This window comes from Massilia sp. CCM 8734, from assembly GCF_011682155.1.
GTDB classification, from domain to species: domain Bacteria; phylum Pseudomonadota; class Gammaproteobacteria; order Burkholderiales; family Burkholderiaceae_D; genus Telluria_A; species Telluria_A rubra.
On the sequence record NZ_WHJI01000003.1, the window covers coordinates 242,240 to 267,463 of the forward strand.

A 25,224-nucleotide genomic window follows, 5' to 3' on the forward strand; every position below is an offset into this window, starting at 1 on the left:
GTTATTGCGTTACCAGACTCACTTTGTCGACCACGAACGAGGTTTGCAGCGACGAATCTTCACGCGCGGCGAACGACAGGGTCACGGTCTGGCCTTTGTACGGCAGCAGGTTGAAGGTACGCACCTGGTAGCCCGACGCCTTGGTCAGGTTGGTGTAGGTACCGAGGGTGGCGAGCACGCTGCCGGACGCATTCTTGACCGTGACGGTCAGGCGGTCGTAGGCCACGTTTTCGGTTTCCGCGGTATCGATGTGCAGCGCGAAGCTGAGCGAGGCCGTGGTGGCGGTCGATGGAATGGCGACTTTCTGGGTCAGCGTTTCGCTGGTCGTAGTGCCATTGCCGCCCAGCCATGCGTAACGCGTGCCTTCGTAGGCCGACTGGCCGCTGAAGGAACCGATGGCGCCGGTGCTGCCGGCCCAGCCGGTGGTGCCGCTCTCGAAACCGCCGTTGACGACGCGTTCGGTGCCGTTGCCGCCGCCGCCGCCCACCGTCAGGGTGGCGTTGGAGCTGGTGGCCGTGGTCGGGCTGGTGGCCGAATCGGTCACTTTCACGCTGAACACGGCGCCACTGTCGGTGGTTTGCGCGGTCAGGCTGTAGGTGGCCGAGGTGGCGCCGGCAATGGCCGTGCCATTACGCAGCCACTGGTACTTGTACGGCGCGGTGCCGCCGGTGGCCACGACCGAGAAGGTCGCGGTGGAACCGGCTTGCACGGTCACGCTCGCTGGCTGCGAGCTGATCGACACGCCGCCGCTTGGGGGGCCGCCTTCGTCGACGTCGGCGCCGACGTTAATGGCCGCGTAAGCACGGGTGACGGCGACCGCTTCCTTGCTGCCCACGCCATACAGTTCGTTGGCGGCGGCGATCACCTTGGTGCGCGCATCGGCATAGTTGGTCGAGGCGGTGAACTTGGTGGTGGCGGCCTTGAACCAGATGCGGAAGGCCTTGTCGCTACCGATCCCGGTCATTGCGGCCGGGCTCTTGACCAGGTACTGGCTGTAATAGTTGGACGAGGAGCTGGCGTTCGACCCTTGCGACAGGAAATAGAACATGCGGTTGTTCGGGCCGCTGCTGTAGTGGACGTCCAGGTTCTTGAGCGACGTGCTCCAGGCGTTCGGGCTGGAACCGTCCAGGCTCGGCTTGTACAGATAGCGCAGCGGATTGCCGGACTTGGCGATTTCCTTGCCCATCGACCAGTCATTGCCGGTGTTCGGGATCACCGTGCCGGTGCCGCCGGCGCGCGCGTAGGCTTCCACCATTTCACCGGTGATGTCCGAGCTCGACTCGTTCAGGCCGCCCGATTCGCCGCTGTAGGTCAGGTCGGACGTGGCGTTGGTCACGCCGTGGCCCATTTCGTGGCCGATCACGTCGATCGAACCGAGACTGGTGAAGGCGCTGCCGCCGTCGCCAATGAACATGCACTTGCAGCCATCGCTGTAGTAGGCGTTGTCGTAGTTGCTGTTGACGTGGGCGGCGATGTAGGTCGAGGTGTTGTTGCCGTCCAGGGACTGCCAGCCGAGCACGTTTTTCAAGGCGTCGTAGGTGTTCATCAAGCCCCACATGGCGTTCACGGCCGCAGTCTGGCCGTTGGCGTTGGTGGTGCTGCCGCCGTTGTATTGCAGACCGTCACCCCAGGTGTTGGTGGCGTTGGTGTAGACCTGGCCGGCGCTGGTGGTCTTGTTGGCGTTGGTGATGGCCATCATGCCGTAGGTGCCGCCGGTGCCGCGCGACGGATCCTTCATGGTGAAGGTGCCGCCGGACTCGCTGGTGTTGAGCGGCACGGTGCCGTTGTACTGGCTCTTGCCGGTGCCGGCCACGGTCTGCAGCGCTTTCCATTGCTTGATCACGCTGCCGTCGGCGGCGTTGACGATGGTGTCGTAGAAGACCGGATGGATGCCTTCCATCATGCGCGTCTTGACCAGGTAGGCCAGCGCGTAGTCGCTCACTTCTTCCACCAGGTCGACCGCGTTGAGCTGGGCTTCAGACTTGTTCAGGGCGCCGGGAGCGCGCTTGGTGACGACGATCGGATAGATGATCAGTTCGGCGGTCGGCGGCACATGGTGCACGGCGTTGGGCGACACTTTCTTGATAACCATGTCGATCGCGGCCGCGCCCTGGACTTGCGGCACCACGTTCAAGCCGGCGCTGCGTGCGCGCAGGGCGGCATTGCCGCCGCTGCCCTGGCCCAGGCCCGAGCGGCGGTCGGAAATCGACTCGCTGACGATATCGCCGTTGTCGTTGGTCACCACCACCGATTCGGACTGGAACACCCGCACGCCTTTGTAGGTGTGGGCGGCGCGGCTGATGCGGGTGCCGATCACACCGGGATGCTGGACCGTGATGGAGAAACCGTGGTCGGCGTCGAGGCCGTGGGTGGCGCGCGTGGCGGCCAGCTTGGCAACCAGGGCCTGGCCCTGTTGCGGCGAGTGCAGGGCGGTCGGACCGGCCATGATCGGGGCATTGGCAAGGGCTTGGCCAACCATCATCAGAGGCAGTGAAGCAATCGTCGCAGCGAGCAAAGTTTTGCGGAAGTTCATTATTTCTCCATTGGAAGTTCAGTGATTGAATGAGATGAAACTGCTGGCCACGATGCTGTGGCGGCCGCCCGAGCGCGCCGATGAGTTGGTCCGGTGAACGCGAGAGAATCCACACTATTCCTGTTTCTTAATCCAAGTCAAAAAAATGGGTGATTTGGTCGTATGCACACCAAATGTTCAGTTTTAGACATTCTTTTCCAGAAACTGAACGGTTCTCGAGGCAATTGTCTAAAGAATGTTTTGTTGACATAGATCAATGTGAGGCATTTTTCCCACATCGCAGGCAATTAGATGCCGTACTCTAAGACGTGCGGAAATGTAACAATTCACGTGGAAAACGAACTCAATTCGATTGCGTTAGAGCGGGGATGCGGTCTACACTCGTTCTCAGTTGCCGGGAAAAACTCTCAGGCGACATGGATTAAAGCGCACGGGGCACACTCCGGATAAAGCGCAATCAGTTAACGGGAAAATCATGACGTCACACTTCAGCTATGCATGGGCATGTTTGTCTCCTCCCCCGGTGCTATTGCCCAAGCCCTATCTCCAGAGAACCCAGCCGACCTGAACGACTTGCCAATGGTGCACGTGCAGCAGGAGATTGCGGCAAGCAGCAGTGCCCAGTAGGACAGTCGAAAAGAACCAATTCACGGTAACAGAGCGACAATCATGCGCACGCAGCGACAGGGCTTGGCCCTTGCATGTCGCGCGCGCGGATGGGCGGCTACCCAATGAGGACCGGAGAGAGATGCTTTCGATCGCGACCAAAGTTGAGCAAATAGTGTCGGAATCGGCGTTCCTGACGGAAGGGATATCGCTCGGGCTGATCAATCTGTCGGAGCTGGCGCGCCAGTTGCGGCCCCAGCTCGAATCGGATCTGTGGAAGCCGGTGGGGCAGGCGGCGGTGGTGATGGCGCTGCGGCGCCTGTCCGAGCGCCTGCCGCAGGCGGCCCCGTCGCCGCCGATCGTCATCTCGCCGCGCACCAGCGAACTGACCACCCGCACCGACCTGACCCTGGTGACCTACCGGCTATCGGACAACAGCAACGAATGCCAGCGCGAACTGCTGGCCTTGGCCGAGCGCCATCCGGGCAGTTTCGTCTCGGTCACGCGCGGGGTGCACGAGATGCTGGTGGTATGCAGCCGGCCGCTGATCCATATGGTCGAATCGGCCTTTGCCAGCGAGCGCCATATTGCACGGGTAGAAAACCTGACCGCGCTGACCCTGCGCCTCAATCCCGACGCGCTGAAAACGCCGGGCATCTACCACGGCGTGCTGAAAAAATTGGCGTGGAACAAGATCAACGTCGTCACCATGATGTGCACGTTTTCCGAGCTGACCGTCCTGCTGGAGCAGCCGCAGACCGGGCCGGCGTTTTCGGTGCTGTCGCAGATCGTGTCGCACTGAGCAACAGCTGGTGTCAGGTCTGACATTCGGACACGAGCTCGACATTAACGCATTTAATGATCAGGCCGTGTCCGAATGTCAGACCTGACACCGGGGTGGGGTTGTCAGGAAACGGCGGGCTCGAGCAGGGTGACGGTCTGGCGCGCAGTGTCGAGACGGGCCATCACGCCCAGCGGCAGGGTGAACTGGTGGCGGATGTGGCCGAAGGAGTAGCCGCTCACGGCCGGGATCACCAGCGGTTTCAAGTGCTGGTCCAGGGTTTCATCCAGGCTTAACGACGGTTCTTCATCTTCCGGCCCGCAGTGGTCGCAAATGCCGATCATCACCGCCGCCGCGTTGCGCAATCCGAGCGCCAGGTCGAGCTGGGTCAGCCAGCGGGCGATCCGGTAGGGCGCTTCATTCACTTCTTCCAGGAACAAAATTGCTTTGCGGAAGTCCGCAGCATATGGCGTGCCCATCAGCGCGCTGACCAGGCTCAGGTTGCCGCCGATGAGCGGACCGGTGGCTTGGCCGGCAGTCACCGTACGCAGGGCGAAATGCGGCTCCAGCAGCGCGCGCCGGCTGTTCTCGAGCGCCATCGGAATCGTGTAGCTGTCCTGCGGATGCATCAGCACGGCCAGCATGTGCTCCACCGCGTAGTCGGACGCGCCGGAGAGGGCCACCGGCCCGTGGAAGGTCACCAGCCGCGATTGCTTGAGGATGGCCAGTTGCAGCGCGCTGATGTCGGAATACCCGAGCAGGACCTTCGGATGGGCGCGGATCAGCGCGTAATCGATGTGTGCGAGCAAGGAAATGCAGCCGGAGCCGCCGCGCACGCACCAGAGCGCCTTAACCTCGCGGTCGCTGAACATGGCGTGCAGGTCGTCGACGCGCTGCTGCACCGCGCCGGCGTAGCCGCCGTGCACGGCGCGCAGGTTCTTGGCCAGCCTGGCGCGGAAACCCAGCGCTTCGATGCGCGCCACCGCATAGGCGATGGCTTCGTCATTGATGCGCCCGCCAGGAGCCACCAGGCCGATCAGGTCGCCGGCGCGCAGGCGTGGAGGTTTGAGCAAGGTTCGCGGCATCGGTCGTGGCGCACTGTGGGATGTGGATGGCAGCAACACTGCGCCGGCCGCCAGGCCCGCAAACGCGCGCCGGCTGATCTTGTCGCTAGGGGGCATGCATGCTTTCAACTTTCAACTTTTAACTTTCAAGCATACGGCCGGCGCGCAGCCCCCCGCCCGGACCATCACAGGAATTTGTAATTGGCCATCAGGGTCAGCGAACGCCCGCGCGGGTCGGCTACGCGTGGTTCCCACGAGCTGCCGGCCCCGGTATTGCCGTCATACGTGATGGCGAATGGCGGATCCTCGTCGAACAGGTTTTTGATCCCGACCGTCACGCTCAGGTTTTTCACACCAGTGTAGCTCAGGCTGGCATGAAAGATCGAGTACGCGTCCACTTTCGGCTGGTAATTGGACGGCACGATGCGTCCGCTGGCCACGCCCGGCAGCACCTGGTCGGTGTAGCCGCTGCGATACACGTTCTGCAACATGGCGCTCCACGCCCCTTTGGCGAAGGTGACGTAGGCGGTGTGCTTCCACTTCAGGCCGAGGTCGCCTGTGAAGCTGAACACGCCGACTTCATCCTTGCTGTAGGGCGCCGTTTCCAAAGGCTTACTCTTTTTCTTGAGCAAGTAGGAACCATCCACGCCGGCCGCCCAGTTGCCGGCCCACAATTTGCCATTGCTGCGGGCGCCGACTTCGATGCCGCGCGTAATCGCCGCGCCCGTGTTGAGCCAGCGCCGGTCGATCGCGACCAGGTTGCCATCGGCGTCGCGCGCGAACTGGTCCTTGAACAGATCGTAGTTGGCCAGCATGACCGGCAGGTCGACTTCCTTGATGGTCTCGAAGCGCCGCACTTCCCAGATGTCCATGTTCGCCGAGAAGCGCGCGGACGGCTCGAACACCACGCCGACGGTGCCCTGCCTGGAGGTTTCCGGCCCCAGCTTGGCCTTGCCGCCGGTGTAGATAACCGGGCCGATCGATTCGCAGCCGGGACGGGTGGTGTCGACCTTGCCGCTGGCGCACTTGCCCGGATCGACCAGGTCCTTGCCGGCGTAGGTCGATTCGGTAATGCCGTTGAATAATTGGTTGAACGAGGGCGCGCGGAAACCCTCGTTGTAGGAGCCACGGAACAGCCATTGCGTGGTCGGCTGGTAACGGAACGACACTTTGGGATTGAGCGTGTTGCCGAAGCCCGAATAATGATCCTGGCGGGCCGCCACGGTGATGTCGAGTTCCTTGGTGACCGGCACCAGCACCTCGGCGTAGAAGGCGCGGATGTCGCGGCTCACTTGCGGCAAGACATTGACGTCGTCGAAAGGCGCGTTGAGGATGGCGCGTCGCTCGGCGATGTTGCGCAGGTCGCCGTTGAATTTGTATTCTTCCTTGCGGATATCGGTCCCCACGGCGGCCATGATCGGGCCGGCCGGCAGGGTGAACACCTCGCCCGAGAGCGAAGCGTCGAAGGCGGTCAGGGTGGTCTTGCCGCCGTACAGCACGACGCCGGCGGCCGAAGCGTTGCGGATCAGGTCGAGCGCCTGTTGCGACTGCTTCTCTCCGGCTTTCAGGAACGGATTGATCAGGCCGCTGCCGAGCGCGGCCGCCAGCGGGGCGGTGTAGCTGTAGCCCTTGCCCAGGGTCGATTCGGACTCGCTGGTGGCGCGCGCGGCGCCGACCTTGTAGTCAAACTTGCCGATCTGGCCGTCCGCGCCCAGTTGCAGGCGGCCCGCTTTGCTTTCGGTGGCGATTTCGCGGTCGCCGCATTCCATGCAGCGCCAGCGGTAGGCGATCGGCAAGCCGCGGTTCGCTTCGATCGAGGGGAACTCGGCCACCAGCGCGTTGAACACCGCGTTATAGGCCGCGCCGGTGCTCGGATAAAACGAGCTGGCCGGGAAGGTGGCCGCGCTCGGCGAAACCTGGTTCGGCGAAAAACGCTTGGCGACCTCGGTTTTGGCGCCGACCAGTTCGGCAAAAAACTCGTACCCGCCACGGCGCATGGTGGCGCGCGTGACGAAGTTGCTGTTCTTGACGGGCTGCTGCAACACGGCCGCGCGGCCGGTATCCCAGGCGCAGCCGAGGCCGCCAGACGGCGTGTCCCACAGCTTGTCGGTCTTGAGGATGAAGTTGATCACGCCGCCGATGGCGTCGGTGCCGTAGAAGGCCGAGGCCCCGTCTTTCAGCACTTCGACCCGGTCCACCGCCGCGAAGGGAATCGAATTGAGGTCGACCGCCGAGCCTTTCATGCCGTGCGTGGCGACCCTGCGCCCGTTGAGCAGCACCAGGGTGCTGTCGGCGCCCTGGCCGCGCAGGTTGGCCGAGGACGCGCCGTTGTTGCCGCGCTGCGAGCCGGAGGTGACGTCGGCGTTGCTGGCGAGGTTGTCGGAACCGTTGCCGTTGATGTTGATGTTCAGGGTGGCGATCAGTTGTTCGGCGTTGACGATGCCCTGGGCTTCGATTTGCTTGCGCGAAATCACCTCGACCGGCAGGGCGCCTTCGCGGGCGATGCGCTTGATGCTGCTGCCGGTGATTTCGACGCGCGCCATGGGCTGGTCGGCCGCCTGCGCGGCGGCGCCGCCGGCCACGCACATGAGGGCTATCGCTTGCGCTAGCTTGCTTTACTTCACGGTTTCTCCTTGGGTTTTCTTGGTCGCTATGTGCACGAATACTGTTAACCTAAGCTCCGTCATTCCTGCCATTGGTAGAAATGACTTCCCGCGAAGGCGCGAATGACGGAGCTGGCGTGCACACATTACTATTCTTGGCAAGACGTCATGAATCGAACGAGCCTACGCGCTGCGCCGTGGACCAGCCAATGAAATTTCCTGAAGCAACTATAACTTCAGGGAATGGCTGGTGCCGGTATTCACCTTGCATTACCGGGCCATTTTACTGGCGCGCCGGCGCTGTTCCGGATCGATGTCGAGGTAGCGCCAGGTGGTGAATTCGACAGGGTGGCGCTTGTGGTTTTTTAACCACGGATGTTGCAGGTCGGCAGAGAGCGGGTGGCTCAGCGGCACCCATGGGTTGTAGGCGTGGATTAATTGATTCATCTCGCCATACAGTTTCTGGCGCGCCGGCGAGTCGCCCAGCAGGCGCGCCTGTTCGTAGCGCTCGTTATAGGCCGGCAAGTTGAAGCGCGCATAGTTGGCGCGGCCACGGTTGGCGCCGTACAAGAGCTGGTAGAAATTGTCGCCATCGGGGAAATCGGCGATCCAGTTGCTCTCGAACATTTGCACCTTGCCCAGGCGCGAGGCTTTGATGATTTCTGTCTTCTTGTCGGTCCGGAACACCACGCGCAGGCCGATGGCGTTCAGGTTCTTGCGCCACAGCTCGTCGCGCAGGCGTCCGCCGACGGTCGCTTCGCTGTGCATGGTCAGTGTGACAGGCTGGCCGTCGGGGCCGCGCCGGAATCCGTCCGGATCGCGCTGGCGGTAGCCGAAGCGCTCCAGCAGCGCCTGCGCCAGCGCCTTGTTGTACGGCACCGGCGCGCGGTAGGCCGGATCGTAGCCGAGCACGTTCGGCGGCAAGGGCGACTCGGCGCGCAGGGCGAAGCCTTTCTTGAGCAGGCCGATGTCTTCCGCGCTGTCGTAGCTGAGCGCAATCGCGCGGCGCAGGGCGACCTTGTCCTTGCCGTAGCCGCCCAGCAGCGGGTCTTCCATGTTCATCCACATATAATAAGTCTGCAACACCGGAAAGCGGGTCAGGACGATGCCGCGCGCGGCCAGTTCCGGTTTCAGCCGGCCGTCGCGGATCACCATGTCGGTCAGCGATTCGGGCACCTGCTCCAGGTAATCGTATTCGCCGCTCAGGAATCCCAGCATGCGTCCCTGGAATTCCTCGGCGATGCGCACCTCGACCTTGTCGATCAAGGGCAGGCGCTGCCCGTGCCGGGTAAGGCCCCAGTCGCGGTTGGCCAGCAGCACGATCTTGTCGCTGCGCTTCCACTCGCCCAAGCGAAACGGACCGCTGCCGACCGGATGGTTGCCGGCCTGGCCCGGATAGGCCTCGATCACCTCGCGCGCCACCGCGCCGGATGCCGGCATCGCCAGGTAAAACAGGAAATTCTTGTCGGGGGCGGACAGGGTGATGCGCAGGGTGTGGCGGTCCACGGCCTGCAAGCCGGCAATCCCGGTGGCATCGCTGAACGCGCCCTTGAGCGCGGCGTCGCCCTTGAGCTTGCCTTCGAACAGGAACAGCCAGGGCGACTTGAGGGCGGGGTCGTACAGGCGCTTGAGACTGTAAACATAGTCGGCGGCCGTGACTTCGCGGCGCTGGCCCTTGAAGGCCGGGTCGGCGCCGAACAACATGCCGGGACGCAGGCGGAAGGTGTACACCAGGCCGTCGGCGCTCACCTCGGGCAGCGCAAGCGCGGCATTGCCGCCCAGGGCCACTGGCCGGGCCGCGTAGTCGTAGCGCAGCAGCGGGTCGAACAGGTTTTCAAGCAGACTCAGGGTGGCGATGTCGGACGCCACCGCCGGGTCGAGCCCGGTTTCGCTGGTGGTCAGGAAGGTATGCAGGACTTTCTCGCTCGCATGCGCGGGCGCGCCCAGCAGCAAGGCTGCAACGCAGGAAGCAATCAGGCGGCGAATCGTCATGGCAAGTCCTCGTGGTCCGGTGCGTATGATAGGCCAAGGCGATGCCTGCCGGCTTTTTACATAGCCAAGCTGCATGGTTTGCTTAATTCGCGGTAACCTGCGCCTATACTCTCGCTGCAACACCGGCTCCCTAACGAGAAACGAATACGATATGGCATTAAATTACATCTGGTCCGGCTTTTTCCTGGTCGGCTTCCTGGCGGCGCTGGCGCAGTGGATTTTCCTCGGCGATACCGAAATTTTCAAGAAGATCGTCGACGGTACCTTCGAATCGGCCAAGATGGCGGTGATGGATATTGCCCTGCCCTTGGCCGGGGTGATGACCTTGTGGCTCGGCATCATGAACATCGGCGAAAAAGCCGGCGCCATCGGCTGGCTGGCCAAAGTCATCTCGCCCTTTTTCTCGCGCATCTTTCCCGATGTGCCGAAAGACCATCCGGCCACCGGCCACATGGTGATGAATTTTTCCGCCAACCTGCTCGGGCTCGACAACGCCGCCACGCCGTTCGGCCTGAAGGCCATGGAAAGTTTGCAAACGCTCAATCCCGACAAGGATACGGCCAGCAACGCCCAGATCATGTTCCTGGTGCTGCACACCTCCGGGCTGACGCTCATTCCGCTGGCCATCATGGCCCAGCGCGCGATTCTCGGCGCCAAGGACCCGTCCGATATCTTTATTCCCTGCATGATTGCAACCTATGTGGCGACCTTGACCGGCATCATCGTGGTGTCGATCAAGCAGCGCATCAACCTGCTCAACCGCGTCGTGATCGGCTGGCTGGGCGGGATGACGGCCGCCATCTGCGCGCTGATCTTCTTTTTCACCAACTACCTGACCAAGCCGGAAATCGAACTGGTCTCGCGCGTGTCGAGCAACCTGATTTTGTTCTCGATCATCATCATCTTCATCCTCGGCGCCATGCGCAAGCAGGTCAATGTGTACGACGCCTTTATCGAAGGCGCCAAGGGCGGCATCCAGACTTCGCTGACCATCATTCCCTACCTGGTGGGGATGCTGGTGGCGATCAGCGTGATCCGCAATTCGGGCGTGCTCGGCTTTGTGGTCCGCGGGCTGGAATGGATTTTCATCAGCCTCGGCATGCCGACCGAATTCACCCCGGCGCTGCCGACCGCGCTGATGAAGCCGCTCTCGGGCAGCGGATCGAAGGCGATGATGATCGACGCCATGACCACCTATGGCGTCGATTCCTTCGTCGGGCGCCTGGCCTGCATCTTCCAGGGTTCGGCCGACACCACTTTCTACATCGTCGCGCTGTACTTCGGCTCGGTGGGCATCCGCAAGACGCGCTATGCGATTTCGTGCGGCCTGATTGCCGACTTTGCCGGCATCGTCACGGCGATTTTCGTCGCTTACCTGTTCTTCGGCTAGTACTTACTTAGTTATCAGACTCATGAGAATCAAGATGCTGCGACCACTCGCCCTTGCCGTCCTGCTGGCGTTCACCCAAGCGGCCAGCGCCCAGTTGCCGGCGCCGGTCAGCCAGTTGCTGTTTGATGCCAACATTCCGGAAGACGCCATGAGCGCGCTGGTGCTGCGCGGCGACACGACGCTGCTGTCGCACCTGGCCGAGCGTCCGCTCAATCCGGCCTCGACCATGAAGCTGGTGACCACCATGGTCGCGCTCGACCAGCTGGGGCCGGCGTTTCGCGGCCGTACCGAACTGCGCAGCGGCGCCAGCCTCAGCGGCGACGTGCTGCGCGGCGACCTGGTGCTGCGCGGCGGGGCCGACGCCGATTTCAGCGGCGACGTGCTCGAACGCATGCTGCAAGCGCTGCGCAACCAGGGCATCCGCAAGATCGACGGCCGCCTGGTGCTCGACCGCCAGCTGTTCAACCCGGCCCGGCCCGACATCGGCGCGCCGCAGTTCGACGAATCGCCCGAGGCCTACACCAACGTGATTCCCGACGCCTTGATGGTCAACAAGAACATGCTCGAACTCGACCTGCGCTCGAGCGCAGGCACGGTGGCGGTGGCGGCGACTCCGGCGCTCGAGGGCGTGACGGTGAGCTCGGCCATGACCCTGGTCGACGCCGACTGCGGCAGCTGGGCCAACGGCTGGAAGCAGCCTGACGTGCAGCGCGACCGGCTTGGCAAGATCACGGTCGTTCTCAAGGGAAGTTTTCCGAAACACTGCGCCAGGTCCTACCGGGTCAACGTGCTCGACCGCCAGGATTACCTCGACCGCCTGCTGCGCGCCACCTGGCATCGCCTCGGCGGGGTGCTGGTGGGCGACACAGTCGAAGCGGCCAGCCCGCCGGCCACGCGCCTGCTGGCCGAGCACGTCTCGCGCACCCTGCCCGAGATCGTGCGCGACTACAACAAAAGCTCCGACAACACCCTGGCGCGCACCGTGTTCCTGACCCTGGGCAGCCTGGAAGCCGATCCGGTGGTGGGCAGCCGCGCGCTGGCCACCATTCCCGGCGAAAGCACGGTGGCGCGCGCCGACCGTACCGTACGCGACTGGATGCGCGCGCGCGGCATCGACGATGCCGGGATGGTGCTGGAAAACGGCTCGGGCCTGTCGCGCATCGAACGCATCAGCGCGGTGCAGATGGGCGGCGTGCTGCAGGCGGGACTGCGCAGCAACTGGTCGCCGGAATTTGTCAGCAGCCTGCCGATCGCGGCGGTAGACGGCACCCTGCGCCGGCGCCTGGCCGACAGCCCGGCGGCCCAGCGCGCGCGCCTGAAAACCGGCACCTTGCGCAATGTGGTGGCGGTGGCCGGTTATGTGCGCGATGCCGGCGGACAGCAATGCGTGGTGGTCGCCATGATCAACAGCGAGTTGATCGGAAACGGCAAGGGCCGCGCGGTGCTCGATGCGCTGGTCGACTGGGTGGCGCGCTCGGGAGCGGCAAATTAAGCCGCAAGCCGCCCTGTTCAGGCTCTCGCCCACGCCGCTGGTGCCACTCGAACTGATGCGCGCCGCGCTGCGCCTGTTCTACACCAGTTTCACGCGCGCGCTGCCGTATGCCCTGGCGCCGGTGGTGCTGCTGTTCGCGCTGGCCGGGTCCGGCTTCCTTCTGGGCCAGACCGAGTATCTCGGCCAGGCCTGGGCCTTGTACCTGATCGGCGCTTTCCTGGTGCTGTGCCCGGCGCTGATGGCGCCGCTGGTGGTGCGGGTGCATGCCAGCGCGCATGAGCGATCGGTGAGCGCGGGCGAGGCGTTGCGGCGCGGCCTGCGCTGCTTCCTGCCGTGCCTAGCGGGGGCGGCGCTGTTCATGCTGGCGGTCGGGATCGGCTCGCTCATGTTCATCGTGCCCGGCACGTATTTGTTTATCGCGCTGGCATTCTGGTGGATCGCGCTGGTCGTCGACGGGCTGCCGGTACTCAAGGCCCTGATGAGCAGCCTGCGCCTGGTGCGCGGCCACTGGTGGCATGTAGCGTTCGGATTCAGCTATGTCTATCCGGTGGTGTTTTGCGTCAATGCCTTCGACGTCAACATGGTGTCGCTGTCGAACCAGGTTGTGGAAGCGGTGGTGGCCACGGTGATCGCCGTCGTGCTGTGCGCGCTGGTGCCGATGTTTGCGTCGGCCAATATGGTGGTGATTTACCATGACCTGACTTTGCGCCGCCAGCGCGCCAAGGCGTGAATCGCACCGATTCTCTGAAAAGTGCACCGATACTCGAAAAAAATGCACCGATACTCGAAAAAGTGCACCGATTCTCTGAAAAAGTGCACCGATACTCCCAACAATGTGGAATTTGGGTAGAATCGGCTCACACTATCGAGGTGATTAATGCGCTATAACGACCGCCTGACCACCGCAGATCTGCTGCAAGTCATGGCTGGCATGGCCATGACTGGAAATGAGTTCGTCTCATCGTCTCAACTGGTTGAAGCCACCGGATCAAGCAAGGATGCTATCAAGCGCATGCTGGCCAAGCTGGTGTTGACCGGCCACGTCGAGATTACAGGCAAAGCCCGCGCTACGCGATATCGCCTGCTGACAAGCAATGCGCCTGTTGTCCCTGAACAGGCGGCAACGCCGATACCCACCAGCGCCATCTCCACCGGCGCCGGTCCCCGCTGGAGCGCCGCCAGCCTGCAGCTCCGGCAACACCTGACACGGCCTGTGGCGGCCCGCACCCCCGTCACGTATCACCGGGAATTTGTCGACAACTACAAGCCCAACGACACTTTCTTGCTGTCTCCTGAACTCGCGGACGAACTGGTTGCGCTCGGCCACCTCCCCGGCCGGCTTCCGGCGGGGACTTACGCCCGTAAAGTGCTGGAGCAATTGCTGATCGACCTGTCATGGTCATCCTCTCGTCTCGAAGGTAATCGCTACACCCTTATGGATACGGAAAGGCTGTTCAAAAGCGGCGCTGCCGCGACCGACAGCGATGCCATCATGCTACTCAATCATAAAGCTGCCATTGAATTCATTGTGGAGGCGGTTCCCCTGCAAGGGCTTAACACACGTCTGGTTTGCAATGTGCATGCCATACTCATGCACGATCTGCTGGTCGATGCTGCGTCACTCGGCACGATGCGCACGCAAGTAGTCAACGTCAGCGGCAGCACCTACATTCCGTCCCAAGTCCCGGCGGTGCTGGAAGAGATGTTCGAGCGCATCATCCTGAAGGCGCAGCAAATCAAGAATCCTTTGGAGGCATCCTTTTTCCTCTGGGTAAACCTGGCGTACCTCCAGGCTTTCGAAGACGGCAACAAGCGCGTGAGCCGGATCGCCGCCAATATTCCGCTGATGCTGTATAACCAGGCGCCACTGTCGTTTCTGGATGTGGATCGTGAAGATTATGCGCTGGCGATGATGGGTGTGTATGAGGCGTGCGATGTGTCGATGGCGGTTGACCTCTTCGAATGGACCTATCGGCGCTCCCAGACCAAGTACCAGGCTGTGGCGGGAGCCCTGGATGCGCCGGATCCCTTCCGCGTGAAGTATCGCGAAGCACTCAACGAAGCGGTGGGAGCGGTGGTCCGACGCCGTCAACCAATGGCGGAGGCACTAGCTTCCCTGGAATTGCCCGCCGAGGACACGCCACGATTCCAGGAATTGCTCACGCAGGAACTCAACATTCTGGCCGATTTTAACTGTGCGCGCTACCGGCTCGGCATGAAAGAAACCCAAGCCTGGATTGACGAAGGGCGCCCTGGGCGGTAGCTCAGTGCTCGCTGCCCGCGTAAATCCACATCGGCGCAGTGCGGCCGGCGCGTGTGAAGCCCAGCGATTCGTAGAAGGCGATGGCGTCGCCGTCGGCCGTCAGCATCTGCTGGTGAAAGCCGGCGTAGCGCGCGCACAGCGCCTGCATCATCAGGCGTCCGATACCTTTGCGCTGGTGCGCCGGGTCCACCAGAAAATGCGGATAGTAGACCACCAGGTGGCCATCCGAAATGGCGTTGCCGATGCCGACCAACACGCCATCTTCGCGCGCGGTGACCAGGCTGTGCGAGTTGCGCAGCGCGGCCATCAGTTGCTCGGGCTTGTCGGCCGAGGACCATTCGTTGGCGCGGTACAGGGCGATGACTTCGGCGTCGCCGATCTGGTCGTTCAGGCTGATTTTCATCGTTGGTGACAGGCATGTGCCAAGGGTTGGAAATGTTCAATCGTAACAGGCGGCCGGATCGGGTAACCGGGGCAATGTCCGAAAACCCGTTAGCAATTGAATACTGTTCGATTCAGGGTCATACCGGACTGACGGTGTTGACGTTTGCAGCCACCACCGCGTTCAATGTAACGCTGTTAACTTATACTGAGCTCTTTTTCGTTGTGACGTTTTCTGCTGACTTCAGCTCATCCATTCCTTGTCCGACATCTGAATTGACCGCGCCAATGAACTTTGACGAATTCCAAGCCTTCGTTCAGAACAACGCCGATATCGTACATGGCGCTTATCCCGAATCGCCAGACGATCTGGCGAAATACGAGGCGCGCCTCGGATTCCCCCTTCCCGGGTCATTGAAGTGGCTTCTTTCAACGCATGGCTACTCAAGGGCATGCGGAATCGATAATCTTGAAGAGTCTATCGACACGACTGAAGCGTGCAGGAAGAGCATTCACCTTCCGGATAATGTGTTGATTATCAACGACTGGAACGATGGCGGTGTGGTCTACGCCATTGACCGCAAGGAACCTGATGCCGAGTATGAAATCATCTGGGGAGACGCTACTGACTTGCACCTGCTTGCCGACGGTGAGCCAGTCCCGGAAGGCAACTCGCGGTTCCCTGATTTTGCGGCATGGGTGGTTGAGCGCGTGAAATTCAAACGAGAAAATGGTTAGCCCGCATCTGCTACCAGCCCGATGTCCCCTCGCGCAGTTTAGCCTGCCGCCGCAGATCCATGAACGCTGATGGGGACGCTGAAGCCTGCCTGTTACAGCACGCGCTGGAAGGTTTGCCGCACCCAGTCGCGCTCGCCACAATCGAAGTGCCACCATTCACTGGCGATGCCAACAAACCCGGCCTGCGCCATTGCGGCGCGCAGCAGTTGCCGGTTTTGCACCTGCAACGGCGTCAGTTCGCCGCGCGCCAGCAGCACGTCTTCACGCGCCGGATGCGAACGTTCGCTCATGTCGTCAAACCCCGTGCCCATGTCGAGTTCGCAACCGGTCTCGTCGAGAATGGTGATGTCGAGCGCCATGCCGAACGAGTGGATCGAACCGCGCTCGGGCGGCGCCAGGTACATGCGCAGGCCGGTGCCGTCGAGCGCGTCCCACAGCGCTTCCTGCACCCGCTGCGGGCGCAGCGCGTCGAGGATCAGCGCGGTGCAGCCGGGCCGCTCGCGCGCCAGCCAGGCCACCACCTGTTCCAGCGCACTAGCGGCGTCAACGTGCAGCCAGGCGCAGTCGAACGGCGAATACAAGTCGCGCCCGGTGAAGTTGTCCGGTCCCGCGTAGCGCAAGTCGACCGCGATGCCGCCAATGCTCGACAAATGGCGGAAGTCGGCGCATTGGCCGACCTGTTCGATCGGTAAGCCGTCGATCATGGCGCCACTCCACGCGTCAGGCATTCGCGCGCCGCCGCACCGATGCAAGCGACCAGGGCACGGGCGCCGTGCGACAGCGGCGCGTTGCTGGCGGTGAGCAAAAACAGCTGCACGGGAATCGGCGGCGCCCAGGCACGCCGCTGCACCCTGGCGTCCTGCGCCGACGCCGCCGTGAACGGATCGACCACCGCCATGCCGGCGCCCGCCTCGACCAGCGAGCGGGCGATCTGGTAAGTCTGCACCACTGTGTGGAACACCGGATGGACGCCTTGCGCCTCGCAGGCGGCCACCAGCTGTTCGCCGAGCGGGTCGTTATCGGCATGGCCGATCAGTTCGCCACTCAATCCCCCGGCGCCGACCGGCTGGCCGCACGCGTCCTCGTCCCAGCTGCCAGCCGGGGCAATGACCGTCATCACGCCCTCGGCCAGCGCTTCGGCCACGATGCCGGGGTGGCGCGGGTCTTGCAGCGACAGGGCCAGGTCGGCTTCGCCCAGGCGCAGGGTCTGGACGATCTCGCTGGTGTGGTGCGTGCCCAGCTCGCAGCGGGTGTGCGGGAACGCCTTGCGCCACACCGTCATGGCCTGCGGCAGCACGCTGATGGCGATCGTCGGCGTGGCGACCAGGCGGATGGTGTCGACCGCGCCACCCTTGAGGCTGGCGGCGAGGCGGCGGATGCCTTGCAGGTCGCGGTGCAGTTTTTCGGTTTCGGCGAACAGGCGGTGCGCCTCGGGCTTGGGATAGAGCTTGCCGCGCACGCGCTCGAACAGCGGCATGCCCAGTTGCAGCTCGCAATGCTGCAAGACCTTGGTCACGGCCGGCTGCGAAATGTGCAGCACCTGGGCCGCGCCGCTGATCGTGCCCACCTGCATGATGGCGTGGAAGACTTCGATGTGGCGCAGGCGCATGGCGGGCCTCGCTATGCCGCTGGCTTGATGGCGGGCGCCGTCAGGGCGTCGAGCAGGGCCGCCGTTTCGGCGTCGGGCGCGCCATCGATGGTGACCGGGCGGTATTTCATCTGGAAGGCGGCGATGACGTTGCGGGTCGCTTCGTCGAGCAGGCCGGTCTGCGGCACCGCGTAGCCGACCGTGGCCAGGCGTGCCTGGAACCAGGCGACGTCGGGCAGCATCAGGTCGTACACGGGACGCGCGGCGGCCACTTTGGCGGCATCGGGCCAGGCCACCAGGCCGTGCCGGGCCAGTTGGTCCCATGGGAACATCGGGCCGGGGTCTTGCTTGCGCTGGGGGGCGATGTCGCTGTGGCCGAGGATGTTTTCGGGCGGAATGTTGTGGCGCTTGACGATGTCTTGCAGCAGCACGATCAGGCGGTCGACCTGGGCTTGCGGGAAGGGATACCAGATGCGGCTGGTGGGCGATTCGGTGAAGCCGGGGTTAACGATTTCGATGCCGATCGAGCTGCCGTTGAGCAGGGTGTAGTTTTTCCAGTTCGATACGCCGGCGTGGTTGGACTGGCGCGTTTCGTCGACCAGGCCGTAGACGATGGGGGCGGCTTCATCGGTCAGCAGGTAGTGGCTGCTCACCGTTTGCTCGGTCAATACCTTGATCGATTGCGGCAGGTTGATGGCCGTATAGTGCAGGACCACGAACTTGACGCGGCTGCTCTGGCCCTTGGCCGAGTAGGTGTGGTCGATGGCGGGGCCGGTGGCGCAGCCGGTGAGCAGGGCGATCAGGAGGGCGGCGAGCAGGGTTTTCATCGGTCAATAAAGGAGGTAGAAGTTCAAGTTCCCTCCGTCGTTCCCGCGCCAAGGCGGCACTCGGCGGGAGCGACGGCTCTTAGGTAGCGGCTAAACGCGCCGCTGCATGATGAGCGCGGGCTGTCGTTTGCGTCAAGCTTAGCGCATCCGGCAACTCGCTGCGCATCGTGTTCATAATCAGCGCATGCAGCGTGGCGGCGCGGCCGGCCAGCACCACCGGGCGCGCACCGAAACGCGCCGTCAGCGCCCGCGCCAGGCGCGCCAGTTCGCATCCCGCTTGCGCAAGAATCGCCGCCGCCACCGGATCGGCATCCGCACTGGCGGCCACCGCCAGCGCCAGCCGCCCGACCGCGCCGCGCTCCTGTCCATACATGAACTGGCGCGACAGCGCCCAATCGTCGCCGCCAATCTGCGCAAACACGGCCTGCGCCATCGGCGACGCGCGCCAGCGGCCCGGTTCTTCATCCTCGTTGCGCCAGATGTGGCGCAACGCTTCGCGCGCGATCCAGAAGCCGCCACCGCCGTCGTCCAGGATCACGCCGCGTCCGCCGGCACGCTGAAACACGCCATCGGCATCGATAAAGGCGCCGATCGAGCCGGTCCCGGCGTACACCAGGTAACCTTCGCCCGGCGCAAAACTGGCCAGGTAAGCGATTTCGATATCGCTGCTCAGCACCACCGCGTCGGGCGGCAAGCCGAGCGGCGCGGCCAGCCACTGCCGCAACTGCGCGCCATCGCCGCCGAAACCGGTCAAGCCGGCGCGCACCGCTCGCGGCTGGCCGTGCACCAGCACACTGGCCGCCAGCGCGGCAAAACTGGCTTGCACTCTGGCGCGGCCGTCGCTGCTACCCATCTGCAAGGCCGACAAGCCGGCCAGCTCGCCCTCGGCCAGGATCGCCCCGTCGGCCGCCGCCAGCGCCCAGCGCGTGCTGGTGCCGCCGGCGTCGATGCCAAGGCCAGGTCCACTCATGGCTTGAGGACCGGAACGCGTTCGCTTTCGTTACCGAGGCGGTCGACCGCGCTGACGAACACCGCGCTGGCGGGGCCGTTTTTGGCGTCGTCCGGCACGGTCCAGTCGGCACGCGAAGCGGGCACCACGGCAAAGCGCCATTCGCCGCCGTGGCGCGACCAGATCGCGTACTGCGCGTTCGACTTGCCGGCCGTGAGCTTGAGCGCCACGCCATTGCCCTCCCGCCGCGCAGTCACCGTCGGCACGCCGGGGGTCTCGGTTCCCAGCCATGGCGAGGCCGGCACCAGCGCCGGGGCAATGTAGTGGCCGGCCTTGAGCTGGTCGCTCAGGCCCTGGCGGTTTTCCATCAGCGCCACCATGCTGAAATGCACGTGGCCGCCGGCGCCCGCGCGGCTGCGCGTGACGCCGATCTGCTGCACGATTTCCCTGGCCGGAAAACCTTTGGTGGCCGCGCCGATGCGGCTGGTGAACAGCCCCGGCCAGATATGGCGCCGCTTGCCGTTCTGCGCCACCCAGTAGTCGAGCAGCACGTCGTAGGCCTGCGGCGGCTGGGCGATCGACCAGTACAGCTGCGGCGACAGGTAATCGAGCCAGCCGTTGGCGAGCCACAGTTCGGCGTCGGCGTAGAGCTTGTCGTACTGGCTGAAGCCGACGATGCCTTTCGGACGGCGGTCCGGACGGCCGATACCGAACGGGCTGATGCCGACCCGCACCCAGCTTTTTTCGCGGTGGATGCCGCTGTACATCGTTTCGATCAGCTTGTTGACGTTCTGGCGCCGCCAGTCGGCACGGTCGAGCTTGCCACCCGACAGCAAATAGCGCTGCCAGGCCGGCTGGTCGGGAAACTCCAGCTCGGCCTTGGGCACGTAGGCGCCGTCGAGCGCGGCTGTTTCGGCACCGCTGGCGCCGGGCGCTTCGATCGGGTACGGATAAAAATAGTCGTCCAGGTGCACGCCGTCGATGTCGTAGCGGCGCACCACGTCGAGGATCACGTCGAGCGTGTGTTTCGACGCCGATTCTTCGCCGGGGTCCATCCACAAAAAGCGCCCGTAGGTTTTCACCGCGGCCGGATTGGACTTCGAAATATGATCGTGCGCGGGCGCCGACTTGGCGGTGGCGTGGCGCGCGCGGTAGGGGTTGAACCAGGCGTGCAATTCCAGCCCGCGCGCGTGGGCTTGCGTCACCCAGAACTTGAGCGGGTCGTACCAGGGCTGGGGGGCCTGGCCCTGGGTGCCGCTCAGGTACTCGGTCCACGGTTCCAGCTTGGATGGATAGATGGCGTCGGCGCTCGGCCGCACCTGCAGCACGATGGCGTTCAGGTTCATTGCCTTGGCGCGGTCGAGGATGGCGATGGCTTCGGCCTGCTGTTTCTCGGCCGACAGGTTGGCGCGCGAGGGCCAGTCGATATTGGCCACCGTCGAGACCCAGGCGGCGCGAAACTCGCGCGGGGCCACCGGCGGCACGGTCTCGCTGCCACCCTGGATGGTGGCCGGGCTGGGCGTCACGCCATATGCCGCGCCCGGCGCCACCGGCTTGTCCGTGGTGCACGCTGTCATCAACCCGCTCAGCGCGATGGCGCCGGCTACTCCTGCTCGCGCAAATGCGCGTCTTGTCCTGTTCGGCTGCAAACCATTCCCCAATTTAAACTTTTACAAACCACTTCTTGCGCCACATGGTCCATGCGATCAAGAACATTGCCGCATTAAACAGCAGAGCATAAAGCAAAGAGCTGTTGACAGGCGACACGCCAAGCGCCGTCACCTGTGCATACAGGCGCGCCGCCAGGGGTACGCCGCCGGGTGCGATAAAACCCAGCATTTTAGACACCAGCCCGGAAAAGGCGAAGATGAACAGCGCATTCATGCCGTAAATGATGAGCGGAGTGCTCCAGCGCGCCGCCGCGCCGCGAATTGCCGCATGCGGACTGGCGTCAAGCAACCAGTAAAAAGGGGAAAACACGATCAGCGCCCAACCGGTCATGAACAGGCAGAACGAAGGGGTCCACAGGCTTTTGTTGATCGGCATTAGGATTACGTCGAGCATGGAACCGATCCACAGCAGGGCCAGGCCGGCCAGCAGCATCCAGACGGTCTGTTCGGTGCGCGAGTTGCCGGACAACAGCCAGCGCCCCGCCAGCACGCCCAGCAGCTGGCTGCACAGGGCGGGAATGGTCGAGAGCAAGCCTTCGGGGTCCCAGGTTTTCGATTGCGGCCACAGGTGGCCATCGAGCAGCAGGCGGTCGAGGTAAGCGCCAAAGTCCTGGCCCGGTTCGAGCACGCCGGCGCCGATGCCGGGCACGGGCACGAGCAGCATCAGCACGCTGTAGAGCGCCAGCAAGCCGATAATCCACAGCACTTGCTGGCGCCAGCTGAAATACAGCACGATCGGCGCGGCCAGCAGGGTGCAGATGGCGATGCGTTGCAGCACGCCGGAGATGCGCACGGTGGACAAGTCGAACCCCGGTATCAGGTTCAGCGCCAGGCCGATCAGGAAAATGATGCCGGCGCGTAGCGCCAGTTTGCGCAGCAGGGCCGGTTTGTCGGCGCCGGCGGCGGCGAGGCGGCCCAGCGAGAACGCCATCGAGACGCCGCCGATGAACAGAAAAAATGGAAAAATCCAGTCGGTGAAGGTCCAGCCATGCCAGTGCGCATGCGCCAGCTGGGAATACAGATGGCTCCAGTCGCCCGGATTGTTCACCAGGGTCATGGCCGCGATGGTGAAACCGCGGAAGGCGTCCAGCGAAGCGAGGCGGGCCGGCGCCGTCATTGATCAGTCTTCTTCCCGAACTCCGGATCGATCTTCACCAGCGCCGCCATGATGAAGGCGGGAATCGTCATCAGGCAGACGTAGATGAAGAAGTTCTGGTAACCCAGGAATTCCTGGACTTTGCCGCTGAACATGCCCGGCACCATCATCCCGAGCGCCATCAGCCCGGTGCAGAGGGCGTAATGGGCGGTCTTGTGCTCGCCGTCCGAGACCATGATCATGTACAGCATCATGGCGGTGAAACCGAAGCCGTAGCCGAACTGTTCCAGTGCGATGCTCGCGGCGATCAAGACAAAATCCTGCGGCAGCGCGGTGGCCAGGTAGACGAACACGACATCGGGCAGGTGTACCGCGAACACCATCAGCCACAGACAGCGCTTCAGGCCCAGGCGCGAGATCAGCAAGCCGCCCAGCAGCCCGCCCAAGGTCAGCGCGATGATACCGATGGTGCTGTAGGCCAGCCCGACCTGCGCGGTCGTCATGCCGAGGCCGCCCTTGATGAGCGGGTCCTTCATGAAGGGAATCGCCAGTTTCAGCAATTGCGATTCGCCCAAGCGGAAGGTGAGGATGAAACCGAGGATCAACCAGATGTCGCGCTTGCCGAAAAAAGAGGCAAACGTCGCGAAGAACTCGGCCAGCTTGTTCTCGCCCCCAAGCACGGTCTTGTCTTGCGCCGGATGCCCCAGCACCACGCTGTGATAGGCGAACAGGCCGCTGAACAGCGCCGCGAGCACGAAAAACACGATCGACCAGGCAAAGCCGACATCGCCGGTGCTGGTGGTCAGCTTGCCCGCCAGCATGGCCATGGCGCCGCCGCCGGCAATCGTGGCCAGCCGGTAAAAGGTACTGCGCACACCGACAAAGGCGGCTTGCTGGTATTGCTTCAGGCCCAGCATGTAGAAGCCGTCGGCGGCGATGTCGTGGGTGGCTGAAAAGAAGGCCATCACCCACAGTACGGCCAGGCTGGCCTGGAACCAGCCCGGCAGGTGCATCGTGAAGCCGACCGCGGCCAGCGCGGCGCCGATGGCCAGCTGCAGCGAGACAATCCACCAGCGCTTGGTGCGCACCATGTCCACCAGCGGCGACCAGAGCGGCTTGACGACCCAGGGCAGGTACAGCCAGCTCGTATAGAAGGCGATATCGTCGTTGCCGATGCCGCGGTCCTTGTACATCAGGACCGACAGGGTCATCACCACCACGTAGGGAATGGCCTGGCCGAAATACAGGGAAGGCACCCACAGCCAGGGGCTTCTATCTTGCTTGGTTTGCATCGCAGTTTGCATCGCGGTTCGTATTATTCTTTCGTGATCATGCAGGCAGGGCGGGCCGCTGGCGCCGGCCCGCGCACGTCACGGGATGGCTCAAGCGGCCAGTGCGTCGCGCACGCTGCCGTGCGCGCGCTCTAGCAAGGCCCTCGCCTGGCCGATACTGGTTTTTTTGGTCAGGGCCACGATGGCGACCTTGACATGGAAATCGCATTGTTCCAGCACCGCGCGGGCGGCGGCCTCGTCGGCGCCGGTGGCAAACATCGTCAGGCGGACCGCGCGCAGCACCAGCTTGGCATTGCTTGGTTTCAAGTCTACCATCAGGTTACCGTAGACCTTGTGTAAACGCACCATCAAGGCACTCGAAAAGGTGTTCAGGGCAATTTTCTGCGAAGTGCCGGCCTTCAGGCGTGTGCTGCCGGAAATGACTTCGGGGCCGGTGTCGAGCGTGATGCCGATCTGCGCGCCGCGCACCACGGGCGCATCCGGATTATTGGCGAAGCCGACCGTGAGCGCGCCGGCTTCGGTGGCCGCTTGCAGCGCGCCCAGCACGTAGGGAGTGGCGCCGGAGGCGGCCAGCAGCAGCACCACGTCGTCGCGTCCGGGATTCAAGGCGCACAGGTCGGCCGCGCCCTGGGCGCTGTCGTCCTCGGCCCCTTCGACGGCGACGAACATGGCGTCGATGCCGCCGGCCAGCAGCGCCAGCGCGCGTTCGTGCGGCCAGGAAAAGGTGGGATACAGTTCGACGCTGTCGAGCACGCCCAGGCGGCCGGAGGTGCCGGCGCCCACATACATCAGGCGTCCGCCGGCCTCGATGCGCGGCAGGGCGGCCGTGACGGCGGCGGCGATCTGGCCTGACGCCGCCCGCACCGCGTGCACGGCATTGAACTGGTCGTCGACCAGTGCGTTGACCAGCTCGGCGGTCGGATACTGGTCGAGGGCCGCATGCTGGCCATCGGGCGTTTCGGTATTCAACATGGCCGCTCCGGAAATGCTGGGATGCGGCTAGTGTAATGCCAAACGAATGGGGTTCAGTATGAATCAGGCAAAAGTAAAAACAGGCAAAAGCAAAAAACAGCCTCAGGCGACGCGCCGCATCTCCGCCACGAAGTCGTAATGGTCGCTGCGGCAATACGAATGGGTCAGCTCGACCGCCTGGCCCGATTCCAGGTAGCCCACGCGCGTGATGTACAGCACGGCCTGGCCTTCCGGCACGCCAAGCTGGCCGGCCAGGACGGCGCCGGCGTTCATGGCGCGGATGTGCTGCAGCGCGCGCACCGGGGTATGGCCGGTGGTGGCCAGGTGCTCGTACAGGGAATTGCCGACCGCCTCGGGCTTGGGCAGCACGCTGGAGGGAATCACGCTCACCTCGTACGCCATGACCACGTCGTCGGCCAGGCGCAAGCGTTCGAGGCGGGCCACGCGGGAGTTCGGAGACAGGCCCAGGCTCAATTGTTCGTCGGCGGACGCCACCACCACCGAGCGGCTGAGCCACTGGGAACCGGGACGGTAGCCGCGCTGCTGCAACTGTTCGGAAAAGCTCGACAGGTTCGACAGCGGCTGCTCGATGCGCGGCGCCACGTAGTTGCCGGAGCCGCGGCGGCGCACCACCAGGCCCTGCTCGACCAACTGGTCGATGGCCTTGCGGGCCGTCACGCGCGAGACGTCGAGCTGTTCGGACAGCAGCCGTTCGGACGGCAGCGCCTGGTCGACCTGGTAGCGCCCGTCGCGCACATCCTGGATCAGCTTGCGCGCCACTTGCATGTACAGCGGAGAGTTGTCGTTCGAATCGACCTTGAAATCGGTGTGGGTAGTGCTCATTACGGTTCCGCTCATGGTCATGGTCCTGTGCTGCTGCCGTCATGCCGGCGCGCGCAACAGTGTAGTTGTAGTGCCGCTGCCAGTCAGTATGCGCCAGTATGAAATTATTCACCGCGCGCATATCAGCACGTTATAGCGGGGAAC

The 25,224-nt window shown here is 63.7% G+C and carries 20 protein-coding genes; 6 read left to right on the forward strand and 14 right to left on the reverse strand.

The genetic code is table 11. The features are described from left to right. Window position 1 precedes the first annotated feature (1 nt). Window positions 2-2,533: a M4 family metallopeptidase gene (locus F2P46_RS04835; protein ID WP_166885730.1), complete on the reverse strand. Its 2,532-nt coding sequence runs from the start codon at window positions 2,531-2,533 to the stop codon at window positions 2-4. Window positions 2,534-3,281: 748 nt separating this feature from the next. On the opposite strand from F2P46_RS04835, the gene F2P46_RS04840 reads away from it, so the two are divergent. Continuing rightward, complete coding sequence (locus F2P46_RS04840) at window positions 3,282-3,941, forward strand: hypothetical protein (RefSeq protein ID WP_166885732.1); 660 nt, start codon at window positions 3,282-3,284, stop codon at window positions 3,939-3,941. Window positions 3,942-4,045: 104 nt separating this feature from the next. On the opposite strand, the gene F2P46_RS04845 is transcribed toward F2P46_RS04840, so the two are convergent. From F2P46_RS04845 to F2P46_RS04855, 3 genes are all read right to left on the reverse strand, one after another. Beyond that, the gene (locus tag F2P46_RS04845) at window positions 4,046-5,101 is read right to left on the reverse strand and encodes an LD-carboxypeptidase (RefSeq protein WP_166885734.1); all 1,056 of its coding nucleotides are present in this window, start codon (window positions 5,099-5,101) and stop codon (window positions 4,046-4,048) included. Between the two features lie 68 nt (window positions 5,102-5,169). Then, window positions 5,170-7,572, reverse strand: coding sequence for a TonB-dependent receptor (locus tag F2P46_RS04850; protein WP_166885736.1), 2,403 nt, complete (start codon window positions 7,570-7,572; stop codon window positions 5,170-5,172). A gap of 285 nt (window positions 7,573-7,857) precedes the next feature. Further along, a complete protein-coding gene (locus F2P46_RS04855) occupies window positions 7,858-9,579 on the reverse strand; it encodes an ABC transporter substrate-binding protein (RefSeq protein ID WP_166885738.1) in 1,722 nt (573 codons plus the stop codon). 151 nt (window positions 9,580-9,730) lie between these two features. Here F2P46_RS04855 and F2P46_RS04860 point away from each other — a divergent pair, with 151 nt between their 5' ends. The 4 genes from F2P46_RS04860 to F2P46_RS04875 all read left to right on the forward strand — a co-directional run bounded on the left by F2P46_RS04860 (window position 9,731) and on the right by F2P46_RS04875 (window position 14,724). Further along, a complete protein-coding gene (locus F2P46_RS04860; protein WP_166885739.1) occupies window positions 9,731-10,969 on the forward strand; it encodes a spore maturation protein in 1,239 nt (412 codons plus the stop codon). A gap of 34 nt (window positions 10,970-11,003) precedes the next feature. After that, window positions 11,004-12,461 carry a D-alanyl-D-alanine carboxypeptidase/D-alanyl-D-alanine-endopeptidase gene (dacB, locus tag F2P46_RS04865; RefSeq protein WP_166885741.1) on the forward strand — a complete coding sequence of 486 codons (1,458 nt, stop codon included), beginning with the start codon at window positions 11,004-11,006 and terminating at the stop codon, window positions 12,459-12,461. 40 nt (window positions 12,462-12,501) lie between these two features. Beyond that, on the forward strand, window positions 12,502-13,191 hold the full coding sequence (locus F2P46_RS04870; protein WP_166885743.1) for a hypothetical protein: 690 nt from the start codon (window positions 12,502-12,504) through the stop codon (window positions 13,189-13,191). A 147-nt stretch (window positions 13,192-13,338) separates the two neighbouring features. After that, window positions 13,339-14,724 (forward strand): Fic family protein, encoded by a 1,386-nt coding sequence (locus tag F2P46_RS04875; protein ID WP_166885745.1) that lies wholly within the window; start codon window positions 13,339-13,341, stop codon window positions 14,722-14,724. Between the two features lies 1 nt (window position 14,725). Here F2P46_RS04875 and F2P46_RS04880 read toward each other — a convergent pair whose 3' ends face one another. Next, the gene (locus F2P46_RS04880) at window positions 14,726-15,127 is read right to left on the reverse strand and encodes a GNAT family N-acetyltransferase (protein ID WP_166885747.1); all 402 of its coding nucleotides are present in this window, start codon (window positions 15,125-15,127) and stop codon (window positions 14,726-14,728) included. A gap of 32 nt (window positions 15,128-15,159) precedes the next feature. Between F2P46_RS04880 and F2P46_RS04885 the strand changes: the two genes are divergently transcribed. Then, a complete protein-coding gene (locus F2P46_RS04885; protein ID WP_166885749.1) occupies window positions 15,160-15,843 on the forward strand; it encodes an SMI1/KNR4 family protein in 684 nt (227 codons plus the stop codon). Between the two features lie 92 nt (window positions 15,844-15,935). Here the strand turns inward: F2P46_RS04885 and F2P46_RS04890 are convergent, their stop codons facing one another. The 9 genes from F2P46_RS04890 to F2P46_RS04930 form a co-directional block, all read right to left on the reverse strand. After that, window positions 15,936-16,547, reverse strand: a complete 612-nt coding sequence (locus F2P46_RS04890) for a M15 family metallopeptidase (protein WP_166885751.1) — start codon at window positions 16,545-16,547, stop codon at window positions 15,936-15,938. Further along, complete coding sequence (locus F2P46_RS04895) at window positions 16,544-17,452, reverse strand: LysR substrate-binding domain-containing protein (RefSeq protein ID WP_166885753.1); 909 nt, start codon at window positions 17,450-17,452, stop codon at window positions 16,544-16,546. The genes F2P46_RS04890 and F2P46_RS04895 overlap by 4 nt, the downstream gene beginning before the upstream one ends. A gap of 11 nt (window positions 17,453-17,463) precedes the next feature. Continuing rightward, entirely contained in the window at window positions 17,464-18,258 is a 795-nt protein-coding gene (locus F2P46_RS04900; RefSeq protein ID WP_166885755.1) for an N-acetylmuramoyl-L-alanine amidase, read from the reverse strand. A gap of 79 nt (window positions 18,259-18,337) precedes the next feature. Continuing rightward, window positions 18,338-19,228: a BadF/BadG/BcrA/BcrD ATPase family protein gene (locus F2P46_RS04905; RefSeq protein WP_166885758.1), complete on the reverse strand. Its 891-nt coding sequence runs from the start codon at window positions 19,226-19,228 to the stop codon at window positions 18,338-18,340. Beyond that, window positions 19,225-20,784: a family 10 glycosylhydrolase gene (locus F2P46_RS04910; RefSeq protein WP_166885760.1), complete on the reverse strand. Its 1,560-nt coding sequence runs from the start codon at window positions 20,782-20,784 to the stop codon at window positions 19,225-19,227. Before F2P46_RS04910 ends, F2P46_RS04905 begins: the two co-directional genes overlap by 4 nt. Before the next feature lie 85 nt (window positions 20,785-20,869). After that, window positions 20,870-21,994: a hypothetical protein gene (locus F2P46_RS04915; RefSeq protein WP_166885761.1), complete on the reverse strand. Its 1,125-nt coding sequence runs from the start codon at window positions 21,992-21,994 to the stop codon at window positions 20,870-20,872. Beyond that, window positions 21,991-23,265, reverse strand: a complete 1,275-nt coding sequence (locus tag F2P46_RS04920; RefSeq protein ID WP_166885763.1) for an MFS transporter — start codon at window positions 23,263-23,265, stop codon at window positions 21,991-21,993. Before F2P46_RS04920 ends, F2P46_RS04915 begins: the two co-directional genes overlap by 4 nt. A 90-nt stretch (window positions 23,266-23,355) precedes the next feature. After that, entirely contained in the window at window positions 23,356-24,237 is an 882-nt protein-coding gene (locus tag F2P46_RS04925; protein ID WP_166885765.1) for an N-acetylmuramic acid 6-phosphate etherase, read from the reverse strand. A 102-nt stretch (window positions 24,238-24,339) separates the two neighbouring features. Then, a complete protein-coding gene (locus F2P46_RS04930; RefSeq protein ID WP_166885767.1) occupies window positions 24,340-25,080 on the reverse strand; it encodes a GntR family transcriptional regulator in 741 nt (246 codons plus the stop codon). Window positions 25,081-25,224 lie beyond the last annotated feature (144 nt).